Annotated in this window: 5 protein-coding genes; 2 read left to right on the forward strand and 3 right to left on the reverse strand. The window is 41.8% G+C overall.

The features are described 5' to 3' along the window. Positions 1 to 695: bifunctional 2-polyprenyl-6-hydroxyphenol methylase/3-demethylubiquinol 3-O-methyltransferase UbiG (gene ubiG / locus CXF78_RS08560; RefSeq protein WP_102036520.1), on the reverse strand; the 695-nt coding region annotated here is incomplete at its 3' end. Between the two features lie 387 nt (positions 696 to 1,082). Here ubiG and gyrA point away from each other — a divergent pair. Both gyrA and serC read left to right on the forward strand, forming a co-directional pair. Beyond that, positions 1,083 to 3,812 (forward strand): DNA gyrase subunit A, encoded by a 2,730-nt coding sequence (gene gyrA / locus CXF78_RS08565; protein ID WP_059743645.1) that lies wholly within the window; start codon positions 1,083 to 1,085, stop codon positions 3,810 to 3,812. A gap of 177 nt (positions 3,813 to 3,989) precedes the next feature. After that, on the forward strand, positions 3,990 to 5,081 hold the full coding sequence (serC, locus tag CXF78_RS08570) for a 3-phosphoserine/phosphohydroxythreonine transaminase (RefSeq protein ID WP_102036521.1): 1,092 nt from the start codon (positions 3,990 to 3,992) through the stop codon (positions 5,079 to 5,081). Between the two features lie 159 nt (positions 5,082 to 5,240). Here the strand turns inward: serC and CXF78_RS08575 are convergent, their stop codons facing one another. Continuing rightward, on the reverse strand, positions 5,241 to 6,320 hold the full coding sequence (locus tag CXF78_RS08575) for a methyltransferase (protein ID WP_102036522.1): 1,080 nt from the start codon (positions 6,318 to 6,320) through the stop codon (positions 5,241 to 5,243). A 213-nt stretch (positions 6,321 to 6,533) separates the two neighbouring features. Beyond that, positions 6,534 to 7,895 carry an SLC5/6 family protein gene (locus CXF78_RS08580; RefSeq protein WP_102036523.1) on the reverse strand — a complete coding sequence of 454 codons (1,362 nt, stop codon included), beginning with the start codon at positions 7,893 to 7,895 and terminating at the stop codon, positions 6,534 to 6,536. Positions 7,896 to 7,932: the final 37 nt, after the last annotated feature.

The raw sequence follows: 7,932 nt of genomic DNA on the forward strand, positions 1-7,932 counted from the left end.
TAGTTTACATCGACACTTTTAGTGTACTTAAACACACCTGACAATGGATTGTAGGTAATTCCCAGCGCATCTTTACACAATAAGTCGGTGTTATCGACCAATGCCATCAGTTCCGATGGGCGAATAAATTTGCTGTGATCGTGAGTGCCAACTGGCAGCATTTTTAATAAATACTCTGCGCCGATAATCGTCTGTAAATACGACATCATATTACGGTTTATGGTTGAGAAAAACACAAAACCGTTAGGTTTAACCATGTCACAACAGGCTTGAATCACCGATTGTGGATCGGGTACATGTTCGAGCATTTCCATGCAAGTAACCACATCATAATATTCTCGGTGATTATCGCGATGTGCTTCGGCTGTTGTTTTGAGGTAATTAACCGTAACACCAGACTCTAAGGCATGTAGTTTTGCCACTTCAAGCGGTTCGTTGCCCATATCAATACCGTCAACGTTAGCACCTAGGCGCGCCATACTTTCTGACAAAATGCCGCCACCACAGCCAACATCAAGTACTTTCTTGTCAAAAATACCATCAGCGGTTTGGTCAATGTAGTTTAAGCGCAGTGGATTAAGTAAATGTAATGGCTTGAACTCGCCATTGAGATCCCACCAAGTTTGCGCCATGGCTTCAAATTTTGCGATCTCTAGCGGATCAACATTGGGTGTCGATTGTTCAGCGTGTGACATAACTTAACCTAAGTGTGTAATAAAGTATGGTCGCTATTATAGCGATAACCTTTGCGAATAGTAGTCAACAATGGCTTTTGCGGTTCACGCTTGCTCATAAAACATCCATTTAAGCGAGGTGAATTGTCATTTTGTGCTATCAACTGCTTAAAGCATCAGCAAGTTAACGGTTATTGTTGCTTAAATTTAGTCATATATTAGCCAATGAATAAACTAAATTAGCTGAAAATATTAGCTTTTTTATAATTTTTAAGAGTGATAGAGCATTTGGCTGGTCTTTGCTCTGGCGACATTAAATATCTGTGTTAGAATGCCAAATCACGTTTTTAAGCTAGATAATAATATGGAAGTTTTATTGTCAGCTCACTTTAGGGGAACGCGCAGTTTATGACTGATCTGGCATCATCTATTTCGCCAATTAACATCGAAGACGAACTTAAGAATTCTTACCTTGATTACGCAATGAGTGTAATTGTAGGTCGTGCTTTACCTGACGTCCGTGACGGTTTAAAACCAGTTCACCGTCGAGTATTGTTCGCAATGAGCGAATTAAAAAACGATTGGAACAAACCATATAAGAAATCCGCTCGTGTCGTTGGTGACGTAATTGGTAAATATCACCCACACGGTGATACAGCTGTATACGATACAATTGTACGTATGGCGCAACCGTTCTCGCTACGCTACACATTGATTGACGGACAAGGAAACTTTGGTTCGGTCGACGGTGACTCGGCAGCGGCGATGCGTTATACCGAAATCCGCATGCAAAAGTTGGCGCATTCATTATTAGCCGACCTTGAAAAAGAAACTGTGGATTTTGTGCCTAACTACGATGGCACCGAAATGATCCCTGCGGTGTTACCAACACGTGTACCGAACTTATTAATCAATGGTTCATCTGGTATTGCGGTTGGTATGGCCACTAACATTCCACCTCACAACTTAACAGAAGTAGTGAAAGGCTGTTTGGCGTTAATCGAAGATCCAAGTTTATCGATTGAACAGTTAATGGAATACATTCCAGGTCCAGATTTTCCAACGGCAGCTTCAATAAACGGTCGCAAAGGCATTATCGATGCTTATAACACTGGCCGTGGACGCGCTATCATGCGCTCTAAAGCGGAAATTGAAACTGAAGAGAATGGTCGTGAACGTATTATTGTTCATGAAATTCCATATCAAGTTAACAAAGCCCGTTTGATTGAAAAAATTGCTGAGCTTGTTAAAGATAAAAAATTAGAAGGTATCAGTGGCCTACGCGATGAGTCTGACAAAGACGGTATGCGTATTGTTATTGAAATCAAACGTGGTGAAGTGGGTGAGGTTGTACTAAACAACTTATATTCTCAAACACAAATGCAGTGTTCTTTTGGTATCAACATGGTGGCATTGACTAACGGTCAGCCTAAATTGTTTAACCTTAAAGAAATGCTGGAGTGTTTTATTCTTCACCGTCGTGAAGTGGTCACGCGCCGTACTGTATTTGAACTGCGTAAAGCCCGCGAACGTGCTCATGTTCTTGAAGCACTTGCCATTGCATTGGCTAACATCGACCCGATTATTGCGCTTATTAAAGCCTCTCCTACACCTGCTGAAGCCAAAGCAAAATTGGTTGCACAAGGTTGGGAATTAGGTCATGTACAAGGCATGCTTGAAAAAGCTGGTGATGACGCTGCACGCCCTGAATGGTTAGAGCCTGAGTTCGGTATCCGTGACGGTCAGTACTATTTAACTGAGCAACAAGCACAAGCGATTTTGGAATTACGTCTGCACCGTTTAACCGGTCTAGAACATGACAAGATTTTAGCTGAATATGAAGAGCTTTTAGTTCTGATTGCAGGTTTGTTATTCATTCTTCGTACTCCATCTCGTTTGATGGAAGTGATTAAAGAAGAACTTGAAGAAATACTTGAGCAATACGGTGATGAACGTCGCACTATTATTAACGCTAACGAAATTGATATGAGTCTTGAAGACTTAATCAATGAAGAAGACGTTGTAGTGACCTTGTCTCACTTAGGTTATGCGAAATACCAAGTACTGTCTGATTACCAAGCGCAGCGTCGAGGTGGTAAAGGTAAAGCCGCAACTAAAGTAAAAGATGAAGACTTTGTAGAAAAGTTATTGGTGGCAAACACTCATGACACCATCTTGTGTTTCTCTGACTTTGGTAAGATGTACTGGCTAAAAGTGTATCAATTACCATTGGCAAGTCGTACTGCCCGTGGTCGTCCAATTGTTAACTTATTACCACTATCTGACGGTGAGCACATTACTGCCATTCTACCGGTACGTGAGTATGCAGATGATAAATATATCATCATGGCGACAGCGCACGGTACCGTGAAGAAAACTGCATTAACGGCTTATAGTAACCCTCGTGCAAACGGCATTATTGCTGTGAACCTAAAAGACGGCGACCAATTAATTGGCGTTGATATTACTGAAGGTAGTGACGACATTATGTTGTTCTCTAACGAAGGTAAAGTGGTTCGCTTTAATGAGAAAGCGCGTGATTCTGAAACCGGTGAAGTGAAGATAGATGCTGAAACTGGCGAAGAAATCATTGCACTGCGCCCTATGGGTCGTACTGCTACCGGTGTTCGTGGTATTAAGCTTGATGCGGGCCAAAAAGTGGTGTCGTTAATTGTGCCTAAAGGTGACGGTGCTATTTTAACCGTAACTGAAAACGGTTACGGTAAACGTACAGAGCTAAGTGAATACCCAGCGAAGAGCCGCGGTACTAAAGGCGTTGTGTCGATTAAAGTCAGTGAGCGTAACGGTGAAGTAGTCGGTGCTGTTCAAGTGGGTACTTTTGACGAAATCATGTTGATCAGTAATAAAGGCACCTTAGTGCGTACTCCTGCTGAAGGCGTATCCATTATTGGTCGTAACACTCAAGGTGTGACTATCATCCGTACCGCAGAAGACGAGAAAGTCGTTGGTTTGCAGCGTATTGAAGAAATTCAAACTGAAGAGCTGTTAGACGAAGAAGGCAATGTTATTCCAGTAAGCGATATTATCGATGCTGAAGTGACAGATGCTGAGTCAACTGACGATGTTGAAGCAACAGATCCAGATGAAGCCAAAACCGGAGATGACGAACAAGAGTAGTAGATTACTTTTGTTGTCGATATCCTCGAACGGGCGCCTTTATGGCGCCCGTTTTATTTTACGGAATAAATTTCATCAAAATAGGTAAATAAAGGCCTATTCATCAACCCGTAAAATACTTACTATTACGGTTAAATTGTTATTGTCTATATTGATTATTTGTCAAAGGAGTTGTCTGTGAGCGCGATTTATAATTTCTGTGCTGGACCTGCCATGTTACCTCAAGCTGTAATGCAAAAAGCACAACAGGAATTAATTGATTGGAATGGCCTAGGCGTCTCCGTGATGGAAATCAGTCATCGAAGTAAAGAGTTTATTGCGCTGACCGATCAAGCAGAGGCGACATTACGCAAGTTGATGAACATTCCTGCTAATTACCACGTGTTATTTATGCACGGTGGTGGCCGGGCTCAATTTTCTAACGTGGTGAATAACTTTCTTGGCGATAATGGTCAGGCACTTTATTTGGTCAGTGGTCAGTGGTCATCGGCCGCAGTAACTGAAGCGAAGAAATTGGTAAGCGAGCACAATATTGACAGTATCAATATTGTTGAGCAGATCAATGGGCTTTATCAGGTTAAATTACCAGACTTAACGGCAATCGATAAAGATTATCGTTATGTGCATTACTGTTCAAATGAAACCGTAGATGGCATCGAGATTTTTGAAGAGCTAGACAGCCCATGGCCAATTGTTGCTGATTTATCATCGACCATCATGTCGCACGAAATTGATGTCAGCAAATACGGTCTTATTTATGCCGGCGCACAAAAGAACATTGGCCCGTCAGGCTTGTCTATTGTCATTGTGCGTGACGATATGCTTAAACTACCAAGTCTGCCGCAATCATCAGTAATGGATTATCGCGTTGCCGTTGAGCATGGCTCTATGTTTAATACACCGCCAACGTTTGCTTGGTATCTAGCCTCGGAAGTGTTTGCATGGTTAGCCGCAAAGGGGGGGGTAAGTGCGATGGCTGAAGTGAACCAACAAAAAGCTGCGTTACTGTATGATTGTATCGACAGTAATCCGTTTTATAAAAACGGTGTGGCTCCTCATAACCGCTCACGCATGAATGTCACCTTTCAACTAGTGAATGATGCCCTAGACAGTGAGTTTTTAGCACAAGCAGAGCAGGCGGGTTTAGTCGCGTTAAAAGGTCATCGTATTGTCGGTGGAATGCGTGCCAGTATTTATAACGCCATGCCACTTGCGGGTGTACAAGCGTTAGTAGACTTTATGAATAACTTTGCCGTAAAGCACAGTTAATTTAAAAAGCTTATTTATTTAACGTAAGATCGGCTTAATAAAAACAAAGCGAATGCCGAGCAGCATTCGCTTTTTTATGTCATCAATAAATGTGTATTTCATCGCTATATTACTGATCGAACATATCATGCCACTGGTTATTGCGGAATTGCCGTTCTGTTAATTCATCGGCTTTAATTTACAGCGGAGTAAAGTATGGCCTAGGCCAATGTTGTCGATGTCTTCATCAACATACAAGCCTGCCTCATTGATCATTTTAAGCATATCTTTACTGTGATACATCCTGCTATTGCCATTGGCAATCGCGGTAAAATACAAAGAGGTTGCGTTAACGCAATAGGCACCAGCTTCGTGAGGCTGTCGGTCCCAATACGTCTCTAAAATACACAGTTCACTGTCAGGTTTCATCGCAGCCACTGTGCGCTGGAGAATAGTGATGATTTGTTGTTTAGAAAAACAATCTAAAAATTGACTCATCCAATACAAATCACCTCCTTGGTAAAAAGGTTTGTTGCTATCAAGTAAGTCTGTTTCAAACGGATGAACTCGGTCTGCAACCAAACATGCTTGGGCATTTTTCATTGCCACAGCAAGTTGACCGGGTAAATCCATAATGGTGACGTTAACGTTTTTATTATAGCGGGTACAGGCAAATGCCCATTTACCGGTATTACCGCCTACATCAATAATATGAGCGGGATCTGACTTGAAAATCAAAGGTAATAAACTGTCAAAGGCATGATCTGAATAGTAATGATCGAACTCAAACCAGCTTTTTTTAGTTTGTTCAGGTAGCTGACTTAGCCCAGGGTAAATTGTGTCCCAATCGCCAAAGTGTTTAAGTCCTATTGCTTTGCCTTGCTTAAGTGAATCGTCAAGGTCAAACAAGCCTTGATAGCAAACATCATGGATGAAGTTTAGATTTTTTGCGGCCATATCATCATGGAGTAAGAAATAACCCGTTTTATCGAGTCGATAACGATCATCTTTACACCAAAAAATGCCCATACTTAATCCCATATCGAGCAATACGTGAATGGCATATTCAGACAATTCAACATGTTGAATCAGTTGAATTAAGCTAATACCTTCGTCTCCGGAGTCATCAATCTTTGTGAGTATGCCAAATTGACTTAAGCAACGAGCGACTTGAAAGCTTACCGGTGCGAAGGCTATTTTTTGTGCTTCAAACTTAGCATCAAATGCAGACATTTTTTTTGGGGATTGGTAAAAAGACATTAACTGAATTAACTCAAAGGAAGGAGGTGATATAGCTTCAATAGTAACAAGATAATACTAGTAAGGTTTTGAGCTACTTCTAGTTTTTGTTTTTTGATAAATGTATAACTGTAGAAGTTGAAGTATAACACTACATTTTGAGTGAGTTCTTTATGCAAAACTCTGCCTCAATGAATCATTCGAGCGGGTGTGAGCCCGCTCGAATTATCTTATTTAACTCAGTAAGCCGAATAGAATGGCTGTCATAGATAATAAACCGGTAATGACGACGAATATGTTACTAACTCGACCGCGGTAGGCTTTCAGTGCCGGTACTTTGTATATCGCATACATTGGCATGAGATATAAAATAGCCGCAATCACCGGGCCACCAAGCGCCTCAATCATACCCAGAATACTTGGGTTCATAACCGCCACGCCCCAAGTAGTCATAAACATAAATCCTAAGATAAATTTATCCAGTTTTTTGCTATTTTCTGGCTTACTGCTGTCGGGTAATTGCTTGATAATGATGCCTTTCAAACCTTCTGTTGCCCCCATGTAGTGACCGAAGAAAGATGAAATAATGGCGATGAAAGCAATGACAGGGGCAAAGTAGCTGATAAAGCCACTTTCATGCACGTTGGCTAGATAAGACAATATCGGTAAGTTATCGGCTTTAGCTTCTAATAACTGCGCCGGTGTTAGTGACAGAACACAGGAGAACACAAACAACATCACAAATCCGACTAACATAATGGCTGTATTGCGGAGGATGACATCGGCTTTATGGGAAGCATTAGCGCCATGTTCTTTTTTGAGAGAAACCGAGAATTGTGAGATAGCGGGTGAATGGTTAAAGGCAAATACCAACACTGGAATGGTTAACCAAACAGTACCAAGAAAATTGGTTGTTGAAGGCACAACCATTAGCGCATCAAACTTCCAGTCTGGTATAAGGTACAAGGACATAAAAGCAAGGATTGCGACGAGCGGATAGACTAATAACCGCGTCACGGAGAGCATAAATTTTTCACCCGCAACCATCACCGACATCATGCCTAAAATTAACATACCCGAAAGTAGCCAACGTGGAATACCACTGACTTTATCGATGATTTGCCCGCCAGCTTCTGTCAGTGCAGGCGTACCGTCGAGTAACATTCTTGGGACGTCGGTAAACATGCCTAATTGATTAATAATGAAACTGTCGACGGTATTGGTTATCCCAACGCCATAGATTAATACAATGGGATATATGGCTAAAAAATACAGCCAAGTAATCGCTTTACCGGCTCCAGCACCAAAATGTTCTTCAACTACCTGAGTGATGTCACTGCCAGGAATAGCAGATGAGCATAGGAAGCGAGATAATCCACGGTGAGCGAGATAGGTCATTGGGCCTATCATGAGTGCCATTAACACTAATGGCCAAAAACCTCCCATTCCGGCATTGATCGGTAAAAATAAAATTCCAGCGCCAACAGCGGTGCCAAACAAGCTCAACATCCAGGTGGTATCCTGACGTGTCCAGCCAGTAGCTGAAACAACGATTGACTCGGGGACCTCTTGTACACTTATGGCTTCATTTTGCATGGCTGATTCACTTTGTTGATATATTAATTTCAGCGTC

This window comes from Shewanella sp. 11B5 (assembly GCF_002836795.1).
Classification (GTDB): domain Bacteria; phylum Pseudomonadota; class Gammaproteobacteria; order Enterobacterales; family Shewanellaceae; genus Shewanella; species Shewanella frigidimarina.